General features: G+C 72.8%; 14 protein-coding genes and 1 pseudogene. 7 read left to right on the forward strand and 8 right to left on the reverse strand.

Features of this window, described 5'->3' with window-relative positions; all coding sequences use genetic code 11:
- Positions 1-69 precede the first annotated feature (69 nt).
- Complete coding sequence (locus ACFYML_RS27000) at positions 70-240, forward strand: hypothetical protein (protein ID WP_357439946.1); 171 nt, start codon at positions 70-72, stop codon at positions 238-240.
- Positions 241-495: 255 nt separating this feature from the next.
- Here the strand turns inward: ACFYML_RS27000 and ACFYML_RS27005 are convergent, their stop codons facing one another.
- The 8 genes from ACFYML_RS27005 to ACFYML_RS27040 all read right to left on the reverse strand — a co-directional run bounded on the left by ACFYML_RS27005 (position 496) and on the right by ACFYML_RS27040 (position 11,399).
- The gene (locus ACFYML_RS27005) at positions 496-1,614 is read right to left on the reverse strand and encodes an acetate/propionate family kinase (RefSeq protein ID WP_387423296.1); all 1,119 of its coding nucleotides are present in this window, start codon (positions 1,612-1,614) and stop codon (positions 496-498) included.
- Complete coding sequence (gene pta, locus ACFYML_RS27010; protein ID WP_387423297.1) at positions 1,611-3,683, reverse strand: phosphate acetyltransferase; 2,073 nt, start codon at positions 3,681-3,683, stop codon at positions 1,611-1,613. The genes ACFYML_RS27005 and pta overlap by 4 nt, the downstream gene beginning before the upstream one ends.
- A gap of 71 nt (positions 3,684-3,754) precedes the next feature.
- A complete protein-coding gene (locus ACFYML_RS27015; protein ID WP_387423298.1) occupies positions 3,755-4,462 on the reverse strand; it encodes a DUF998 domain-containing protein in 708 nt (235 codons plus the stop codon).
- Positions 4,463-4,563: 101 nt separating this feature from the next.
- Positions 4,564-4,743 carry a DUF6104 family protein gene (locus ACFYML_RS27020; protein ID WP_357440187.1) on the reverse strand — a complete coding sequence of 60 codons (180 nt, stop codon included), beginning with the start codon at positions 4,741-4,743 and terminating at the stop codon, positions 4,564-4,566.
- A 90-nt stretch (positions 4,744-4,833) separates the two neighbouring features.
- A complete protein-coding gene (locus ACFYML_RS27025; RefSeq protein ID WP_387423299.1) occupies positions 4,834-8,577 on the reverse strand; it encodes a multifunctional oxoglutarate decarboxylase/oxoglutarate dehydrogenase thiamine pyrophosphate-binding subunit/dihydrolipoyllysine-residue succinyltransferase subunit in 3,744 nt (1,247 codons plus the stop codon).
- 258 nt (positions 8,578-8,835) lie between these two features.
- On the reverse strand, positions 8,836-9,648 hold the full coding sequence (locus ACFYML_RS27030) for an ABC transporter permease (RefSeq protein ID WP_387423300.1): 813 nt from the start codon (positions 9,646-9,648) through the stop codon (positions 8,836-8,838).
- Positions 9,645-10,583, reverse strand: a complete 939-nt coding sequence (locus tag ACFYML_RS27035) for an ABC transporter ATP-binding protein (RefSeq protein WP_387423301.1) — start codon at positions 10,581-10,583, stop codon at positions 9,645-9,647. Before ACFYML_RS27035 ends, ACFYML_RS27030 begins: the two co-directional genes overlap by 4 nt.
- A gap of 159 nt (positions 10,584-10,742) precedes the next feature.
- Positions 10,743-11,399, reverse strand: a complete 657-nt coding sequence (locus ACFYML_RS27040) for a hypothetical protein (RefSeq protein WP_387423302.1) — start codon at positions 11,397-11,399, stop codon at positions 10,743-10,745.
- 255 nt (positions 11,400-11,654) lie between these two features.
- On the opposite strand from ACFYML_RS27040, the gene ACFYML_RS27045 reads away from it, so the two are divergent.
- From ACFYML_RS27045 to ACFYML_RS27070, 6 genes and pseudogenes are all read left to right on the forward strand, one after another.
- The gene (locus ACFYML_RS27045) at positions 11,655-12,488 is read left to right on the forward strand and encodes a GNAT family N-acetyltransferase (protein WP_387423303.1); all 834 of its coding nucleotides are present in this window, start codon (positions 11,655-11,657) and stop codon (positions 12,486-12,488) included.
- Positions 12,485-13,486, forward strand: coding sequence for a lysophospholipid acyltransferase family protein (locus ACFYML_RS27050; RefSeq protein ID WP_387423304.1), 1,002 nt, complete (start codon positions 12,485-12,487; stop codon positions 13,484-13,486). The genes ACFYML_RS27045 and ACFYML_RS27050 overlap by 4 nt, the downstream gene beginning before the upstream one ends.
- A gap of 101 nt (positions 13,487-13,587) precedes the next feature.
- The gene (locus tag ACFYML_RS27055) at positions 13,588-14,424 is read left to right on the forward strand and encodes a DUF4097 domain-containing protein (protein ID WP_387423305.1); all 837 of its coding nucleotides are present in this window, start codon (positions 13,588-13,590) and stop codon (positions 14,422-14,424) included.
- Positions 14,421-15,038 (forward strand): PadR family transcriptional regulator, encoded by a 618-nt coding sequence (locus ACFYML_RS27060; protein WP_387423307.1) that lies wholly within the window; start codon positions 14,421-14,423, stop codon positions 15,036-15,038. The genes ACFYML_RS27055 and ACFYML_RS27060 overlap by 4 nt, the downstream gene beginning before the upstream one ends.
- An 84-nt stretch (positions 15,039-15,122) precedes the next feature.
- The gene (locus ACFYML_RS27065; protein ID WP_357439976.1) at positions 15,123-15,824 is read left to right on the forward strand and encodes a response regulator transcription factor; all 702 of its coding nucleotides are present in this window, start codon (positions 15,123-15,125) and stop codon (positions 15,822-15,824) included.
- 464 nt (positions 15,825-16,288) lie between these two features.
- A pseudogene (locus ACFYML_RS27070) lies at positions 16,289-17,371 on the forward strand (ATP-binding protein); the annotation flags it as partial.

A 17,371-nucleotide genomic window follows, 5' to 3' on the forward strand; every position in this document is an offset into this window, starting at 1 on the left:
GGACCGTGTTGTGGTCGCCGGCTCGGCGGAACAGCCTCCGGCTGGACGAGCTTCGCTAGGGTCACGCGCATGGCTGAGAACTACACCGACCCGAGCGGCAACACCGCGCAGTTCCGTGCCTTCGTCGAGTCGCCCGACACGGCAGCGGCGGCGGAGGCGCCGTCCCGGCTGCCGCTGATCGCCGGCATCGGCGTCGCCGTGGTGGTGGTCGCCGTGGTGGCCTGGCTGGCGCTGAGCTGAGCCCCGCCGCTGGGGGTCGGGAGCACGCAGCTGTTTCGGACAGCGCCGCACATGTGTTGGGGACGCTGTGGAGCTGATGTCGTGAACGACTCAGGCCTGGTGCCGCGCGCCCATGTGCGGCCCGTCGGGTCGGTGAATCGCTTGCGACATCAGCTCCACAGCGAGCGGGCAACCACCAACCGGTTCGCAAGGCCCTCGCCGGGTTGAGCAGCGGTCGTCCCGCTAGCCGAATCAGACAGCCGCAGGCTGGCAGCCTCAGCGTGAGCCGAGCACTTCCCGGGTCTCCCGGGCGATCTCCCGCTCCTCGTCGGTCCGGATCACGCAGACGGTGACCTCGGCCCCGTCGGGGGAGATCACCCGGTCGCCGGTGCCGTCGTTGCGGGCCGGTTCGACGGCGATCCCCAGCCGGTCCAGCCCGGCCAGCGCGGCGGCGCGGACCGGCGCGGCGTGCTCGCCGACGCCCGCGGTGAAGGTGACCGCGTCCACCCGTCCGAGCAGCGCGTAGTACGCGCCGACGTACCCGGTGATCCGGCGGCAGTAGACGTCGAAGGCGAGGGCGGCGGCGGGATCCCCGGCGTCCCGGCGGGCCAGCACCTCGCGCATGTCGTTGGCCCCGGCCAGGCCGAGCAGGCCGCTGCGGTGGTTGAGCAGGTCGTCGATCTCGTCCACACCCATCCCCGCTTCGCGGCGCAGGTGGAAGATGACCGTCGGGTCGAGGTCCCCGCTGCGGGTACCCATGACCAGGCCCTCCAGCGGTGACAGGCCCATCGAGGTGGCCACACTCCGCCCGCCCCGGACGGCGCAGGCGCTCGCCCCGTTGCCCAGGTGCAGGGTGATCGTGTTCAGCTCCGCGTACGGCCGGTCCAGCAGTTCGGCGGTGCGCCGGGAGACGTACGAGTGCGAGGTGCCGTGGAAGCCGTACCGGCGGACGCCGTACCGCTCGGCGGTGTCCCGGTCGATCGCGTAGGTGGCGGCGGCGTCGGGCAGCGTGTGGTGGAACGCGGTGTCGAAGACGGCGACCTGCGGGGTGTCCGGCAGCACCTCCCGGGCCACCCGGATGCCGGCCAGGTTGACCGGGTTGTGCAGCGGGGCGAGCGGCACCAGGTCCTCGATGGCGGCGAGGACCGGGTCGTCGATCAGCGTCGGCTCGCTGAACCGCCGGCCGCCGTGCACCACCCGGTGCCCGACCGCGGCCAGCCCGTCGAGGTCGAGCCGGTCGATGATCTCCCGTACCGCGCTCGCGTGGTCGGGCGTCCCGCCGCCCGGCTCACCCACCCGCTCGATCTTTCCCTTGTCCCGGACCTCCTCGCCGTCGTACAGCCGGTACTTGACCGACGAGGACCCGCAGTTGAGCACCAGCACCCGATCGGTCACGCGACCCCCTCCGACGACGCGGCGGCCTGGATGGCGGTGATGGCCACGGTGTTGACGATGTCCGGCACGGTGGCACCCCGGGACAGGTCGTTCACCGGCCGCCGCAGGCCCTGCATGACCGGGCCGACCGCCACCGCTCCGGCCGAGCGCTGCACCGCCTTGTACGTGTTGTTGCCGGTGTTCAGGTCCGGGAAGACGAACACGGTCGCCCGGCCCGCCACCGGGCTGTCCGGCAGCTTGGTGGCCGCGACCTGCGGGTCGATGGCCGCGTCGTACTGGATCGGGCCCGCCACCAGCAGCTCCGGCCGGCGCTCCCGGACCAGCTTGGTGGCCGCCGCGACCTTCTCCACGTCCGCCCCGAAGCCGGAGTCGCCGGTCGAGTACGACAGCATCGCCACCCGGGGCTCGATGCCGAACCGGGCCGCCGTGTCGGCCGAGGAGATGGCGATGTCGGCGAGCTGGGTGGCGTCCGGATCCGGGTTGACCGCGCAGTCGCCGTACACCAGCACCCGGTCGGCCAGCAGCATGAAGAAGACGCTGGAGGCGACGGAGACGCCCGGCACGGTCCGGATGATCTCGAAGACCGGCCGGATGGTCGCCGCGGTGGTGTGGGTGGCGCCGGAGACCATGCCGTCGGCACGCCCGAAGTGCACCATCATGGTGCCGAAGTAGTTGGGTTGCGCCACGATGTCCTGGGCCAGTTCGGGCGTGACGCCCCGGTGCGTGCGGAGCCGCGCGTACTCGGCGGCGAACTCGTCCCGCCACTCGCTGGCGACCGGGTCGACCACCTGCGCACCGCCGATGTCGACGCCCAGCTCTCGGGTGCGCCGGGCGACCTCCGCCGGCCGGCCGAGCAGGGTCAGGTCGGCGACGCCCCGGTGCAGCAGGATCTCCGCCGCGCGCAGGATGCGCTCCTCGGTGCCCTCCGGCAGCACCAGCCGCCGGCGTTGCCCTCGGGCCCGGTCGATCAGGTCGTTCTCGAACATCAGCGGGGTGACCCGTGCGGAGCGGCTGACCCGGAGCCGCCGGGCCAGGTCGACCGTGTCCACGCAGCGTTCGAAGGCGCCGAGCGCCGCCTCCACCTTGCGGGGGTTGGCCACGCTGGGCCGCCCCTCGATCCGGCTGGACGCCTCGACCGTGGCGTAGCTGTCGCTGGGCACCGACAGCACGGCCAGCCCGGTGTTCAGCCGCTCGACCAGCCGCATCGCCCGCGGGTCGGGCTGCTCGCCGAGGGTGAGCACCAGCCCGGCCAGCGAGACCTGCCCGGCCACGTGCGCGGCGCCCGCCGCCACCAGCAGGTCGGCCCGGTCGCCGGGGGTGATCACCAGCGCGCCGTCGGTCAGGTGGTCCAGCAGGATGGGCACGTGCGCCGCGCCCACCACGTAGTCGAGCACGTCGCGGTCCAGCGCGGCGTCGTCCCCGGCGAGCAGGGTGGCGCCGAGCGCCGCCGCCACCTCGGCCACCGTCGGCGCCGACACGGCCGGCACCTCGGGAATCGCGTACGCGGGGACGGGCAGGTCGGGCAGGGTCATCGGCTCGGGCACCCGGTTGGCGACCACCGCCAGCACGGTCGCCCCCAGGTCCACCAGGTCGTGGTACGCGCCGCGCACCGCCGCCGCGACCGCCTCGGGCGGCTGGCCGAACCCGTCGACCACGGGCACCACGACGCTGCCGAACTCGATGGCCAGCCGGGCGTTGAACGCCAGCTCGCGCGGGCCGGCGCCGTCCCCGTCGGCGAAGTCGCTGCCCACCACGACGACCGCGGGGCAGCGCCGCTCCACCGCACGGTAGCGGGCGACGATCCGGGAGATCAGCTCCTCCCGCCGGCCGTCCGCGACCAGCGCGGTGGCCTCGGCGTACGTCGAGCCGTGCAGCGCGTCGATCGGCAGCTCCACCCGGTAGCGCTCGGTGAGCAGGGCCAGGATCTGGTCGGGGCCCTGGCCCGCGACCAGCGGCCGGAACGTGCCGATCCGCTCGACCTGCCGGGACAGCAGCTCCGCCAGCCCGAGCGCGACGGTCGACTTGCCCCCGCCCGAGCCCACGCTGGTCAGGTACACGCTGCGTGCCACGACCTCACGCTACAAGATCGTGGTGGCCCCCGCCCGGGTCCTTGTGCCCGGGGCCGACGGCCCCTTCCCGCTCAGGACGAGGTTGGCGCGGCCGGCCGGGGGTCCTGGCGAACGTCGCTCTCGTCGATGGACTCCGCGGCCCGGAACAGCGCGTCGCTCTTCGCCACCCAGGCGGCCCCGAAGGTGAACACGGCGACCGCCTCGCACCACAGCACCGGCTTGAGCGTGTGCCGCAGATCCGCGGGCAGTCGCGTGCTCGCCAGCGCGAACGTGATCGCCAGCAGGATGAGCCCGCCGCAGACGCGGTAGAACCGGACGGCCGACCGGGACGGCGGCACCCCGACCCGATCCGGGCGGGTGAACAGGAAGAGACAGAAGACCGCGAGGAGCAGAAAGAGCCCGGCGGCGGCGATCTGGTGCACCACGCCGACCGTTCGATCGCTGTGGCCGGTGGTGCCGGCCGGCGCGCCCACGGTGGTGGGAAAGAGCGCCACCGCGATCGCCAGGACCCCGGCGACGCTGCCCAGCGCGTCGTCCGGCCGGCGGTACCGGTAGGCGATCAGGAACACCCCGACGGCGCACAACGAGCCGACGAAGACGTCGCGCATCTCGGTGTGGTAGTAGGCGCTGAGCGAGTCGAGCAGGGTGAGCCGGCGGGCCGCGACCAGGTGACCGACCACCAGCACGACCGGCAGTGCGATGCCGACGGAGCCGATGCCGAGACGCAGGTGGCGTACGGTCACCGCGTCCTGCGGCGGCTTGCGGAGTTCGGGATCCATCTCCGCCTCCCTGGCGTCGGGCGGGACGTGGGTCCTCGGCGGACCCTGCGCGCTGCTCTCCAGTGGACGCCAGGGAACGGCCCGCCGTCAATGCGTCACGGTCAGTCCTCGTCCTCGTCGTCCAGTCGGGCCAGCCAGGTGGCGAAGCGCTCGATCGGGGTCTCGAACTCCGGGTTCAGGTCGACGAAGTCGCGCAGCCGTTCGCCCAGCCACTCCATGCTGACCTGCTCGTCGCCCCGGCGCTCGACCAGTTCCTCGATGCCGCGGTCGGTGAAGTACATGATCCGTCCTCTCACAAGAAAAGGGTCGCCACGCGACCGGGGCAGCGGCCGTCGTACGGTCGCTGCCCCGGTGCTGGCGGTGCGGTCAGGTCACGGGCGGGGGAGGGCCGCCTCGATCAGCGCGCCCTGCTCCACCTCGTGCATCTTCGCCGAGCCGACCGCCGGGGCGGCGGCGGCCGGGCGGGAGATGCGGCGCAGCCGGACGCCGTCCAGGTGCTCCAGCAGGTTGAGCGCGACGAACGACCAGGCGCCCTGGTTGGCCGGCTCCTCCTGGACCCAGGCGAAGTCCTCGGCGTTCGGGTACTGCGCCAGCGCGGCCCGGATCTCCTCGACCGGCAGCGGGTAGAGCTGCTCCATCCGGATGATCGCGGTGTCCGTGACGCCCCGCTCCTGCCGGGCCTGGAACAGGTCGTAGTAGACCTTGCCCGAGCAGAGCAGCACCCGCTTCACCTGCTCGGGCGCCGGGGCGGCAGTGTCCCGCAGGACCGGCTGGAAGGTGCCCGTGGTGAAGTCCTCCACCGGCGACACGCAGAGCTTGTGCCGCAGCAGCGACTTCGGCGTGAACACCACGAGCGGCTTCCGCTTCGGCGAGAGGGCCTGGCGGCGCAGCAGGTGGAAGTAGCTCGCCGGGGTGCTCGGGATGGCCACCCGCATGTTGTCCTCGGCGCACAGCTGGAGGAACCGCTCCGGGCGGCCGGAGGTGTGGTCCGGGCCCTGGCCCTCGTGGCCGTGCGGCAGCAGCAGGGTCACCGCGGAGCGCTGCCCCCACTTGACCTCGCCGGAGGAGACGAACTCGTCGATCACCGACTGGGCGCCGTTGACGAAGTCACCGAACTGGGCCTCCCAGCAGACCAGCGCGTTGACGTTCTCCACCGAGTAGCCGTACTCGAAGCCCATCGCGGCGTACTCGGACAGCAGCGAGTCGTGCACGAAGAAGCGGGACCGCTCGCCGTCGCCGGTGAGCGACTTCAGCGGGAGGTAGTCGTCGCCGGTCTTCGAGTCGACGATCGAGGCGTGCCGCTGGACGAAGGTGCCCCGGCGCGAGTCCTGCCCGGCGAGCCGGACGGTGACCCCGTCGTGCAGCAGCGTGCCGAACGCGATGATCTCGCCGAAGCCCCAGTCGATGCCGCCCTCGACCGCCATCCGGGCCCGCCGGTCCAGCAGCTGCTGGATCCGCTTGTGCGGGGTGAAGCCCTCCGGCAGGTTGACGTGCGCCTCGCCGATCGCCTTGACGACGGCCGCGTCGGTCGCGGTCTCGACCTGCGGCTCCGGCTCCACCAGCCGGGGTGGCCGGCTGAGCTGGCGCGGCGTGGTGGCGGCGTCGCGGGTGGCCTTGAAGACCCGTTCCAGCTGCGCCTGGTAGTCGCGCAGCAGCTCCTCCGCGTCCTCCACGGTGATGTCACCCCGCCCGATGAGCTCCTCGGTGTAGAGCTTCCGGACCGACCGCTTCGAGTCGATGATCTTGTACATCTGCGGGTTGGACATCGACGGGTCGTCGCCCTCGTTGTGCCCGCGCCTGCGGTAGCAGACCATGTCGATCACGACGTCCTTGTTGAACGCCTGGCGGTATTCGAAGGCGAGCCGGGCCACCCGGACGACGGCCTCGGGGTCGTCGCCGTTGACGTGGAAGATCGGCGCCTGGATCATCCGGGCCACGTCGGTGCTGTAGAGGCTGGACCGGCTGTATTCCGGGGCGGTGGTGAAGCCGACCTGGTTGTTCACCACCACGTGCACGGTGCCGCCGGTGCGGTAGCCGCGCAGCTGGGACAGGTTCAGCGTCTCGGCGACCACGCCCTGACCGGCGAACGCGGCGTCACCGTGCACCGCCAGCGGCAGCACGGTGTAGCCCTCCAGCTTGAGGTCTATCCGGTCCTGCTTGGCCCGGACGATGCCCTCCAGCACCGGGTCCACGGCCTCCAGGTGCGACGGGTTCGCCACCACCGAGACCTTGACCGCGTGCCCGCCGTCCGGGGTGGTGAACTTGCCGTTCTGGCCGAGGTGGTACTTCACGTCGCCCGAGCCCTGGGTGGAGCGCGGGTCGAGGTGCCCCTCGAACTCGGAGAAGATCTTCTCGTACGGCTTGCCGACGATGTTGGCCAGCACGTTGAGCCGGCCGCGGTGGGCCATGCCGATGACGACCTCGTCCAGCCCGGCCTCGGCGGAGCACTCCAGCACCTCGCCGAGGAGCGGGATCAGCGACTCGCCGCCCTCCAGCGAGAAGCGCTTCTGGCCGACGTACTTGGTCTGCAGGAAGGTCTCGAACGCCTCGGCCGCGTTGAGCCGGTTGAGCACGTGCTTCTGCTCGTCCGGGGTCGGCTTCTCGTACTTGCGCTCGACCCGCTCCTGGAGCCAGCGCCGCTCCTCCGGATCCTGGATGTGCATGTACTCGATGCCGAGCCGGCGGCAGTACGAGTCGCGCAGCACGCCGAGGATCGAGCGCAGCTTCATCCGCTGCTTGCCGGCGAACCCGTTGACCGGGAACACCCGGTCGAGGTCCCACAGGGTCAGCCCGTGCTGGAGGACGTCCAGGTCCGGATGCTTGCGGATCTTGAACTCCAGCGGGTCGGTGTCGGCCATCAGGTGGCCGCGCACCCGGTACGCGTGGATCAGCTCGTGCACCCGCGCGGTCTTGTTGATCTGGCCTTCGCTGTCGACGGCCACGTCCCGCATCCAGCGCACCGGCTCGTACGGGATGCGCAGCGAGGTGAAGATCTCGTCGTAGAAGCCGCGCTCGCCGAGCAGCAGCTCGTGCATCACCTTGAGGAACTCGCCGGACTGGGCGCCCTGGATGATCCGGTGGTCGTAGGTGCTGGTCAGCGTGATGATCTTGCTGACCGCCAGCTCGGCCAGGGTCGCCTCGCTCATGCCCTGGTAGGGCGCCGGGTATTCCATGGCGCCGACGCCGATGATGGCGCTCTGCCCCTGCATCAGGCGCGGGATCGAGTGGACCGTGCCGATGCCGCCCGGGTTGGTCAGCGAGATGGTGGTGCCGGCGTAGTCCTCCATGGTCAGCTCGTTGCGGCGGGCGCGCCGGACCACGTCCTCGTACGCCTGCCAGAACTGGCGGAAGTCCATCTGCTCGCAGGCCTTGATGGAGGGCACCACCAGGTTGCGGGAGCCGTCCGGCTTGGCCAGGTCGATGGCGATGCCCAGGTTGACGTGCTCCGGGCGGACCATCGCCGGCTTGCCGTCGACCTCGGCGTAGGAGTTGTTCATCTCCGGGTGCTCGATCAGCGCCCGGACCAGCGCGTACCCGATCAGGTGGGTGAAGCTCACCTTGCCGCCGCGGCCGCGGGCCAGGTGGTTGTTGATCACGATGCGGTTGTCGACCAGCAGCTTCGCCGGGACCGCGCGCACGCTGGTGGCGGTCGGCACGGCCAGCGAGGCGTCCATGTTCTGCACGATCTTGGCGGCCACCCCGCGCAGCGGGGTGGTGCCGGCGGCGCTCACGGTCGGGGCCTTGGCGGCCGGCTTTGCCGGGGCGGCCTTGGCGGCCGGCGCGGGCTTGGCGGCGGCAGGCTTGGCGGGGGCCGGGGCGGCCTTGGCCGCGGCGGCCGGCTGCGCGGCGGCCGGCTTCGCGGCCGGCCGCTGGGTCACCGTGGCCACCGCCTCCTGCTGCTCGGCGGGTTCCGGCGCCGCGGCCGGCTTGGCCTGGCCGTCGGGGCGTGCAGTGGCGGCGCCGGGGGCCGGCTTGTAGTCGGCGAAGAAGTCGTGCCAGGCCGAGTCCACGCTCGAGGGGTCGGAGAGGTAGCGCTGGTACATCTCCTCGACGATCCACTCGTTCGGGCCGAAACCCGCCAGTGGGTTCTCCTGCGAAGTCTGCTGGGTCGACACGGCCGCTGATCGCCTCTTTCACGCGGGTTCGTAAGGTCACGCGGTGTCATCCCGGGCCCGAATCCGGGCACGGAAGACGGCTCCCAGGCTACGCCGTACGAATGGCGTAGGCATTCTCGCCTCCGGCTGGTGTTCCGTTTCACAGAAGATGCCAGAAGTTCAGCAAACGCTGCGTATCCCACCGACTCCTGCTATGCGACGAAACGACCCCGGTCGGTGACACCCGGTCACCCACCGGGGCCGTTCGGCGGATCCGGCTCAGGCGATGTCCCGCCGCCGGGTGATCAGGACGCCGCTGACCCCGCTGACCAGGGCGTAGCCGACCAGCACCAGGGCACCCACCCACCATGCGGGAGTGAACTGGCTGGGTTGCCCGCTGATCATCACCTGGGAGGCGACGGCCGGCCAGACGACCTGCCACTTGATCACGGCCTCGTTGTCGAGCCAGTTGGAGACCAGGAAGAAGAGCAGCTGCACGATCTGGGTGCCGACCAGGTAGAGCACCGCCGCGGTGATCACCGCGCCGAGCTGGTTGGGGATCAGCGTCCCGATGCCCACCCCGAGGCTGGTCCAGATCGCGTACGCCAGCAGGTTGAGCAGCAGGGCGCGCTGCACCTCCCACTCGCCGAGCTGCGTGCCGTGGCCGTCCAGGGACAGGAAGGCCGCCCCGGCGAGCAGGTCGAGCACGGTGGTGGCCAGCCAGAAGCCGAAGCCGAGCAGCGACGCCGCGCCGAGCTTGGCGAGGATCACCGAGGTGCGGCGTGGCGTGGTGAGGAACGTGGTGGTCGCCGTCTGGTGGAAGAACTCGTTGGTGACCATCAGGATGCCGATGAGCATCACGAAGAGCAGTCCGAGGTACTGGCCGGAGGTGTAGACGTTCGCCGCCTGCGACGCTGCGGTCGCCTGTTCGCCGGTGACCCCGATCTCCTCGCCGCGGCCGCTCAGCGTGGTGTGCGCGAGCCAGGCGTTCACCGCGAAGGCCACCGCGGTGGCGAGGAAGGCCCCGATCCCCAGCAACCACCAGGTGCTGGTCGTACGGATCTTGAGCAGCTCGGATCGGACCAGGTTCATCGGATCTCCGCCTTTCCGGCCGTCAGTTCGAGGAAGACGCCCTCCAGGTCGGGGCGCTCGGTGGTCAGCTCGTGCAGCTCCACCTTGGCGGCCAGGGCCACCCGGCCCACGGTCGGCGCGTCCACCCCGGTGACCAGCAGTCCGCCCTGGCCGTCGGCGTCCACCGCGGCCGACTGCTCGCGCAGCGCCGCGGTCAGCTCCTCGGCCTGCGGGGTGCGTACCCGCACCCGCGCGCCGTGGGTCATCGAGCCGATCACCTGATCGACCGGTCCCTGCCGGATGAGCCGGCCGGCCGCGATGATCACCACGTCGTCGGCGAGCAGCTGCATCTCGGAGAGCAGGTGGCTGGAGACCAGCACGGTCCGGCCCTCGGCGGCCAGCCCCTTGAGGAAGCCGCGCATCCAGCGGATCCCCTCCGGGTCGAGGCCGTTGGCCGGCTCGTCGAGGATCAGCACCTGTGGGTCGCCGAGCATCGCGGCGGCGATCCCGAGTCGCTGCTTCATGCCCAGCGAGTAGCCCTTGAACTTGCGCTGCGCCGCCGGGGTGAGCCCGACCAGCGCGAGCGCCTCGTCGGCCCGGTGCCGGGGCAGGCCGGCCGCGGCGCAGATCACCCGCAGGTGGTTGATCCCGGTGCGGCCCTTGTGCGCGCTGGACGCCTCCAGCACCGCGCCCACCGAGCGCAGCGGGTCGGCCAGGTTGGCGTACCGCTGGCCGCCGATGGTGGCCTCGCCGGCGGTCGGCGTGACCAGGTTGAGCAGCATGCGCAGGGTGGTCGTCTTGCCGGCGCCGTTCGGGCCGAGGAAGCCGGTCACCCGCCCCGGCTCGACGGTGAAGGACAGATTGTCGACCGCCCGGACGTTCTTGTACTGCTTCGTCAGTCCGGACACCACGATCTGGCCGGTCCCGGTGCTGGGGCTCCACTGCCCGTCGGACATCGTTCTCCTCTCCTGGCACGGCGCGCGGGCGCGCCGGTGGGGACGCCGTTGCGGGGGCGCCGTGGCACAGCCTGGCAACCCCGTGCAAGCCGGTCAATCAGGCGCGATGCGTACGGCCTCCTCCCTCGGGGGCAGGAGGCGATCATCCCCAGGGATGAGTCAGGCCGGTGGCAGGGCGATCCAGGTGGCGCGGGCGTACCCGAGCAGGGCGCCGTCCGGGCCGTAGAGGCTGGAGTGGACCTCGGCCTTGCGGCCCTCCCCGCCGACCATCGCCCCGGTCACCACGCATTCGTCGCCGGGACGCGGCAGCGCCGCGACCACCGCCGCGATCCGCCCCAGGACGTACGGGCGGCCGGGCGCGATCACCGCCCAGCCGCCGGGGCAGTCCAGCGCCGCCCAGACCGTCGCGGGCACCACCTCGGCCGGGGCCCGGAACGGCGCCGCGGTCCGGCCGTCCGGCAACCGGCCCGGGAAGATCCGGAGCCCGTCCGGGTTCTCCGGGCCGCAGACGTAGCAGCCGGGGAAGGGGTGCTCCACCAGCCCCGGGTACGCCTTCGCGGCGGCCGCCGCGGTGGGCCGGTCCACCGGCGGGACCACGGCGCTGAAGTCCTCGACCCGGCGTACCTGCGCGATCACCTGGCCGTCCGGGGCGCGTACCGCGCCGTCCACCGCGGTCAGCGGGGTCTCCAGCGGAGGTGGCTTGCGCAGGGTGACCTCCACCGGCCCCCGGTCGTCGACCGCCGCCGCGAAAACCCCGGCACTCCAGCCGCCGTTGCCCGAACCGGCCGGCCCGTGGAAGCGGGACTCAATGATCATGCAATTCCTCCAACCCTGCCCCCGGCCCCCGCCCGCAGGCCCCCTCGCCAACCCCGCCCCCGGCAGCCTCCCACGCCGCCCCACCCGCCCCACCGCCACGTCCCGTCGATCATGAGGTGGGCGGTCACGAACCGGACGAAACGTGCGGCCAACGCCATGATCGGTGCGCCTGGTGGCAGGCGGTGGGCTGGCGTTCACCGGATCGACACCCTTCGTCCCCGGGGGTGGCAACCCGGGCCCCTTACACAGGTAGCCATGGCTGTTCTGCACGCCGCTGGCGCACCCCTCACGACCAGCGGATACACCCTGCTGATCGCCGACGACCCGGCGCTGGTCGCGGCCGCCCAACGCCTCCGTCACGAGGTGTTCGCCACCGAACTCGGCGCGACCCTGCGGCCGGGGGCCGCCGGACTCGACACCGACGAGTACGACGCCCACTGCGACCACCTGGTCGTGCTGCGGGAGGGCACCGACGAGGTGATCGGCACGTACCGCCTGCTGCCGCCCGGCCGCACGGACCGCCGGTACGCCGAGGGCGAGTTCGACCTGACCGCGCTCGCCCCGCTGCGGGACGACCTGGTCGAGGCGGGCCGCTCCTGCGTGCACCCGGACCACCGCTCCGGCGCCGTGATCAACCTGATGTGGGCCGGCATCGCCCGCTACCTGCACCTGCGCGGGTCGCGCTGGCTCGGGGGCTGCGCCTCGGTGCCGGTGGCCGACGGCGGTACGGCGGTCGCCGAGGTCTGGGCCCAGGCCACCGCCCGCCACCTCGCCCCGCCGCCGCTGCGGGTCGCGCCCCGCCGTCCGTGGTTCGCCGAGGCGCCGGCCGCCGTCGACCCGGCCACCCTGACGGCCGACGGCTCCAGGTCGCAGCGCGGCGACAGGCGCGCCGGGCTGGAGTTGTCGCCGGCCGGGCGCCACGCGCTGGTCCCGCCGCTGCTCCGCGGATACCTGCGGCTCGGCGCCTGGATCTGCGGCGAGCCGGCGTACGACCCGGACTTCGACTGCGCCGACTTCTACGTACTGCTCTCGCTGGACCGGATGAACCCCCGCTACCTGCGCCACTTCCTGGGCGAGGGGACCTCGTGACCGCCGCGGAGCTGTGGCGGCCGACCTCGGGCTGCGGGTCGTGGTGCCTGCCCGCCGCCACCGGGTCCACCGTGTCGCGCCCGCGCCGGGTGGCCCGGCTGTTCGGCGTGGTCGGGATGCTCCTGGCCGGGGTCGGGCTGGCCGTGCTGCTGCCGGTGCTGCCCGCCCGGGACCGGCAGGCCGCGCTGCGCGGCTGGGCCCGGGGGACGCTGCGCGCCCTCGGCGTGCGGCTGGTGGTCCGCGGCCGGGCGCCGCGCCGACCGGCTCTGCTGGTCGCCAACCACGTCTCCTGGCTGGACATCCTCGCGGTGTTCGCGGTCGCCCCGGCCCGGATGCTCGCCAAGCGGGAGGTCCGGGACTGGCCGGTGGTGGGCCCGCTGGCCGCCGCGGCCGGCGCGGTCTTCGTGGACCGGTCGCGACCGCGCGACCTGCCCGCCACCGTCGGCCGGGTGGCCGCCGCGCTGCGCGCCGGGACTCCGGTGGCGGTCTTCCCCGAGGGCACGACCTGGTGCGGCGAGGCCGCCGGCTGCCGGCCGCGAGGCGGGTTCCGGCCGGCCATGTTCCAGGCCGCCGTGGACGCCGGCGCGCCGGTCGTCCCGCTCCGCATCGACTACCGGTACGCCGGCGACCCGACCACCCTGGCCGCGTTCCTCGGCGAGGAGACGCTCTGGGCATCGGTGCGCCGGGTGCTCGCCGCCCGGGACCTGACCGTGTCGGTGGTGGTGGCCGCCGCGTTGCACCCGGCCCAGGACGCGGACCGGCGGCTGCTGGCCCGCGCCGCCGAGTCGGCGGTCCACCTGACGCCGGCCCGGCCGGTGGCCCTCGGCCGGGCCGCCCCGTTGGGTGGCCTCCTGCCGGCGCCCGTCGGAGCGGCGGCGCTGCCCGGCCGCGGTCTCGCGGTGCTGGCCGGGCCCGGTCTCGTCGCCGGGGCCGGGACGGCCGCGGCGGCCGGCGCGGGGCTCGACGCCCGGGAGGTGGCGCTGGACCGGGCCGCCTGACAGAGTCGCGACACTATCTTGTTCAGTCGCGATGTATCGCGTTATGCTCCTCCTGTCACTCGACGTGCCGTGGGTCGGCACGTCACCGAGGGGAGGACACCATGGCCAGCTGGACGGTCGACAGCCCGCAGCGGCTCACCCTGGACGGGCCGGTCACCCGGCTCGACGTGCGGCTGGTCACCGGCCGGCTCAACGTGGTCGCCACCGACGGTCCGGCCCGGATCGACGTCACCCGGGTCAGCCGCCGGCCGGTCATCGTGGAGCATCGCGACGGACGCCTGTTCGTCGGGCACGAGCGACACCCGCGTTGGCCCGGGTTCCTCTGGTGGCTCGGCCAGCTCGGCCGCCGGTTCCGGGCCGAGGTCTCCGTCGCCGTACCGGCCGACGTGCTCGCCGACCTGCGGCTGGTGGACGGCTCGCTGGTCGTCTCCGGCCTGCGCCGGGACACCCAGGTCGACGTCACCTCCGGCCAGATCACCCTGATGGGGCTGCGTGGCCGGACCACCGCCAAGGTCACCTCCGGGCCGGTGGAGGCGCTCGGCGTCGCCGGCGACCTCTCCCTGGAGACGGTCTCCGGCGAGGTGATCCTCGCCGAGAGCGCACCCGGTCGGGTGCACGCGCACACCGTCTCCGGCTCGATCACCTGCGACCTGGACAACCCCCGGGGCAGCGAGATCCGGCTCAGCGCGATCTCCGGCAGCATCACCGTCCGGGTCCGGGAGGACAGCGACCTCACCGTCGACCTGCACACCGTCTCCGGCCGGATCACCAGTGGCTTCCCGCAGGTGCGCGGTCGCGGCGGGCTCGGCGCGATGAAGGACAGCCACGGGGTGCTGGGCACGGGCGGCGGTAAGCTCTGGGCGTCCGCGACCTCCGGCAGCATCGCCCTGCTCGCCCGGCCCGTCGAGGACGCCGACGACCTGGAGGAGCTGCCGTGACCGCCGTGTTCAGTCACGGGCGGCTCCGGCTCTACCTGCTCAAGCTCCTCGACGACGGCCCGAAGCACGGCTACGAGCTGATCCGCCTGCTGGAGGACCGCTTCCTCGGCCTCTACGCGCCCAGCGCCGGCACCATCTACCCCCGCCTGCAACGGCTGGAGGTCGAAGGGCTGGTCACCCACACCGCCGCGGGTGGCCGGAAGGTGTACGAGATCACCGAGGCGGGCCGCGCCGAGCTGCGGCAGCGCGCCGACGAGCTGGCCGCCCTGGAATCGGACATCAGCGCCTCCGTCGAGGACCTCTCCGCCCTGGCCGGCGAGATCCGCACCGAGGTGCGCGGCTCGGTGCGCGACCTCAAGCGGGAGCTGCGCGAGGCGGCCCGGCAGACCCGGCGCACGCACTGGGAGCCGCCGCCCACCCGGCCCGCCGCCGACGGTGGCCCGCGCGCGCCCGGCGAGTCGCCGCTGCTCGCCGAGTTCGACCAGCGGCTGGCGGAGTTCACCGTCGAGGTCGGCGCGCTGGTCCGCGCCGGGCGGCTCACCGACACCCAGCTGCGGACGGCGATCCGGCTGCTCGACGGCGCGCTGGACGGGCTGCGCCGGCTGCTCCGCTGAGCCGTCACCGGGGCGGGTCGGCTCACAGGTTGTTTCCAGCATCCACCCAGCACCGCCGCAGGCAGAGCGCGGATGATGGGGGCCATGGTGGCTACCCAGACCGAGGCCCGACTGCTGGTCGTCGAGGATGATCCCAACATCCTCGAACTGCTCTCCGCGAGCCTGCGCTTCGCGGGCTTCGACGTCGCCACCGCGACCAGCGGCAGCGCTGCGCTGAACGCCGCCAAGGACCACCGGCCCGACCTGGTCGTGCTCGACGTGATGCTGCCCGACCTGGACGGCTTCGAGGTGATCCGGATGCTCCGCGAGGGCGGCACGCGGACCCCGGTGGTCTTTCTGACCGCGCGGGACGCCACCGACGACAAGATCCGGGGGCTGACCCTGGGCGGCGACGACTACGTCACCAAGCCGTTCAGCCTGGAGGAGCTGACCGCCCGGATCCGGGCCGTGCTGCGGCGTACCGCCACGGGCGAGCACGCCCCGTCCCGGCTCACCTTCGCCGACCTGGAGCTGGACGAGGAGACCCACGAGGTCCACCGGGCCGGCCAGCGGGTGCAGCTCTCGCCGACCGAGTTCAAGCTGCTGCGCTACCTGATGCTCAACGCCAACCGGGTGCTCTCCAAGGCGCAGATCCTCGACCACGTCTGGAACTACGACTTCCGGGGCGACGACAACATCGTCGAGTCCTACATCTCCTACCTGCGGCGCAAGGTCGACAACACCGAGCCCCGGCTCATCCACACCCTGCGCGGGGTCGGCTACGTGCTGCGTAAGCCGGCGGCGTGAACCTCGTCCACGACGCGAAGGGCCGGCTGCGCAGCGTCCCGCTGCGGGTGAAGCTGGTCGCCTCGGTCCTTGCCCTGGTGGCGGCGGCACTCGTGGTGATCAGCGCACTTACCGCCTTCTTCTTGCAGAGCTACCTGGTGAGCCGGGCCGACGACCAGCTCAACTCCTATCTCGGCCAGGTCGAGGAGGCGTTGCCCGTCGACACCACCGACAACACCCTGCCGACCGACTACATGGTGGTCATCGCCAACCGCAGCACGGGCCTGGGCGACCTTCGCCATGACAAGTCCTTCGCCCGGGACGACCTGCCGGGCTCCCTGACCCAGCTCAGCTGGTACCAAAAGCATGCCGGCCATGGCGCCTTCACCACGGAGGCCGCAGACAAGCACCTGCGTTGGCGGGTCGTGATCAAGCAGGTGACTCCGGACAACTACATCGCGGTCGGGCAGAACATGGTCGACATCGACGTGGCGGTCAAGCAACTCGTCTGGATAGACCTGCTGGTTGGTGGCGCCGTGTTGATCATCATGGCGTCGGTGGGTGCGGGGATCGTGCGTACCAGTCTCAAGCCGCTGGTGGAGATCGAGCGGACCGCGGCGGCCATCGCCGGCGGTGACCTGACCCGACGGGTGCCGGACCCGGAGGAGGGCCGAGCCGTGCCGACCTCCGAGCTGGGCCGGCTCTCCCGGGCGCTGAACGCGATGCTCGCCCAGATCGAGGCCGCCTTCACGGCCCGGGCCGCGTCCGAGGCGGCGGCGCGCAGTGCCGAGGTCAGCGCCCGGGACGCCGCCGCGGCGGCGCAGGCGTCCGAGGCGCGGGCCCGCCGCTCCGAGGAGCGGATGCGGCAGTTCATCGCGGACGCCTCGCACGAGCTGCGTACCCCGCTGACCACCATCCGCGGCTTCGCCGAGCTGTACCGGCAGGGTGCGGCCCGCCAGCCCGAGGAGACGGCCGGCCTGCTGCGCCGGATCGAGGACGAGGCGGCCCGGATGGGGCTGCTGGTGGAGGACCTGCTGCTGCTCGCCCGGATGGACCGGGAGCGGCCGATCGCCCTGGCCCCGGTCGAGTTGCCGGTGCTGGCCTCCGACGCGGTGCAGGCGGCCCGGGCGGTGGACCCGGAGCGCCGGATCGAGCTGGAGATCGAGCCCGGTGCCGGTCCGCTCGTGGTGCTGGGCGACGACGCCCGGCTGCGGCAGGTGATCGGCAACCTGATGACCAATGCGCTCACCCACACCCCGACGGACGCCTCGGTGACGCTGCGGCTGCGCGTCGAGCCGGGCAACCTGGCCGTGGTGGAGGTGGCGGACACCGGTCCGGGGCTCACCCCGGAGCAGGCCGAGCGGGTGTTCGAGCGGTTCTACCGGGTGGACGCGGCGCGGACCCGCCGGGCCGGCGGGCCGATCAGCACCGGGCTCGGGCTGGCCATCGTCGCCGCGCTGGTGGCGGCGCACCACGGCACGGTCGAGGTGGCCGAGACGCCGGGCGGCGGGGCCACCTTCCGGGTGAAGTTGCCGCTGCTGCCGCAGTCACCCGAGTCCGGCGAGTGA

Source organism: Micromonospora sp. NPDC007230 (assembly GCF_042869115.1).
Taxonomy (GTDB): Bacteria; Actinomycetota; Actinomycetes; order Mycobacteriales; family Micromonosporaceae; genus Micromonospora.